This window comes from Vibrio sp. Vb0937 (genome assembly GCF_033338855.1).
Window position 1 is genome coordinate 1 of the sequence record NZ_JAWOTK010000074.1, and the last position, 2,303, is coordinate 2,303.

Annotated in this window: 3 protein-coding genes; all 3 read right to left on the minus strand. The window is 38.0% G+C overall.

Annotation, left to right across the window (positions count from 1 at the left end; all coding sequences use genetic code 11):
• Positions 1–186: 186 nt before the first annotated feature.
• Complete coding sequence (locus tag R7P67_RS23155; protein ID WP_262654314.1) at positions 187–906, minus strand: hypothetical protein; 720 nt, start codon at positions 904–906, stop codon at positions 187–189.
• 140 nt (positions 907–1,046) lie between these two features.
• Positions 1,047–1,361, minus strand: a complete 315-nt coding sequence (locus tag R7P67_RS23160; RefSeq protein ID WP_054702825.1) for a hypothetical protein — start codon at positions 1,359–1,361, stop codon at positions 1,047–1,049.
• Positions 1,362–1,494: 133 nt separating this feature from the next.
• Complete coding sequence (locus tag R7P67_RS23165) at positions 1,495–2,202, minus strand: hypothetical protein (protein ID WP_262654317.1); 708 nt, start codon at positions 2,200–2,202, stop codon at positions 1,495–1,497.
• Positions 2,203–2,303 lie beyond the last annotated feature (101 nt).

The following is a 2,303-nucleotide window of genomic DNA, read 5'->3' on the forward strand; positions in this document are numbered from 1 at the left end:
AATGCCTGCGATAAGATATGAAATGTATTCAATTATGTCCGTCATATTCACATTTTTTCTCCAGCGCTCTAACGCCCTGTTAAGGTGTGAGCAACGCAATACCAAAGCCACCGCATACCACCTTAAACACTAAACGCAACGCATAGCAAAAATGCCACGCGTTGCGAATCACTCTTAAACAGTTTGTTAGCCGTTTGAAAGCTCACGTTCTAAAGAAGCACCTATTCTTAAATACTGTTCTTTTATTTTTCGCCCATAACTATCTGTAAAATCGAATGCTTTTATTGATTCGTATGCCTTTTGCTTGTATACGAAGCTTTTAAAAACGACTTGATGAGGGTGCTCTTCACTCGTTTCAAAATTGCATAGAAAACTACGATCCACTAGAGATTGATGTTTGCCTAGATTGGTAAAAGCAACTAAGTACTGATATTCATACATTTCAATTAGGTACAGTATTTCCTTTCTTAGCTCAGCATGATGCGACTCCAAGCTGTCTCTGACCTTGTAGATTGACACCTTACTTTGGTCACCAATTTTATTCTGGATGTAAGGGATTGCCCAATAAACTAACACTGATAAGTTATCAGCAATCGAATGTAACTGTGAGGCAAACGACTCTATATGCGCCTCGCTTTCAAACACATTTTTAACGGCATTATCTATTTCTTCATCCGAGACAGAAGACCAAGTAGCCATACTTCCTAAATACGCAGATGCTAGATTTACCGCTTTCCAATCATTATCAGGTATAGAGGCATAAAGTGAGGTTTTAGCTTTGTTACTATGGTAGTTTACCAGCCTAAATTTTTTCTGAATTGACTCAGAGGCTCGTACCAAAAAATCATCATCTACACTCCCTAATTCGCTGATCTTACTGATCGTTTTACCTATATACCAACGCAATGATTATCTCTCCCAAAGACGGCTAACGCCTTGTTAAGGTGTGAGGCACGCAATACCGAAGCCTCCGCATACCACCTTAACCATTAAAACCAACGCATAGTAAAAATGCCACGCGTGCCGAATCACTCTTGAACAATTTGTTATAAGGCGGGCTCAAGGATAATATCCTGACCATCAACTTCAATTAGCCCGAAGTCACCTTCTAACGAAAGGGAGCCTTGTAAATAAGAGACTCCTTCAACTTCACCTAATGTTGGAATGTCACTTAAAGTCGTCTTTCTAGCAGATAGCTGCATTCCCTTAAAACGAACAGTTATCGCTTTACCTTGCTTATTACTGACAAAGAGTTTGACCTTCTGATCAGACTCTAAAAGGAATAGTATTTCAATATAGGTATCATCAAAACTTTGATTAAGCGAGAGTAACTCTGAATCAGTTAGACAATTTAGTTCCATATTTCTCCAAGCCTTATAACGCCCTGTTAAGGTGTGAGCAACGCAATACCGATGCCTCCGCATACCACCTTAAACACTAAACGCAACGCATAGTGAAAATGCCACGCGTTGCGAATCACTCTTAAACAGTTTGTTATATTTCAAATATGTATGAACCATTGACTGCTTCAAGAAAAACCACTTTATTGAACACACTTTTATCAATTTTGTTTTTCAATATATCTATACTTTCTTCATAGTGCCCGTAATTGATCGCGTCTATTAATATCAGCCACCATTGCTCATAATTATCATAGTAAGGTGCTATTTTTGAGGATTTTCTCTCAATGCAGTACTTAGCATTTTTAAGCATTTCTTCCACAACAAGACAACCCTCTTCATACTCGTCGAATACCCCGCATTTGAATACTTGCTGATTGTCTTTAAGTTCATGGCGATCGAAACTCACAGACAATCCATCTGATATAATATAAAGCTTTTTATTAAATACGCTCTCAGCTGTATCAAATGAATGGAGTAGTTCCAGTAATAACTTGCCATTTCGTTTCAAATTGCCAAACGGTCTTCTAATTTTGAAGTGAACATAAAATCCAACGTCCCATAAGTTGCAATCATAAGCTTTAAGGCTATTTTCCAAATAGGATAGAATTCTCATCCTGTCATCATCATAGCGCCTCAAAGCTCCCTGATATTCGTAGTGGTCGTTGAGTCTAGTAACTTCAATCGCAATATTTTCATTAAGTAAAAAGTCAGGGGGAACATTACCTTCTGGCTCAAATATTAAACTATGATGGGATATCGATTTTAAGTAACTCTCTGCCAACTTTTCTTCTTCATTCATAGTTGCTAATCTCAAATTGAAATATAACGCCCAATTAAGGGGTGAACAACGCCACCACCCAACCTAACGCATTGTACCGTAAACACTAAATTTGAAGTAGA

Excerpts from the sequence above, each read along its gene's own strand:
- R7P67_RS23160 (WP_054702825.1), bottom strand. The coding sequence starts at position 1,361 with ATGGAACTAAATTGTCTAACTGATTCAGAGTTACTCTCGCTTAATCAA.
- R7P67_RS23165 (WP_262654317.1), bottom strand. The coding sequence starts at position 2,202 with ATGAATGAAGAAGAAAAGTTGGCAGAGAGTTACTTAAAATCGATATCC.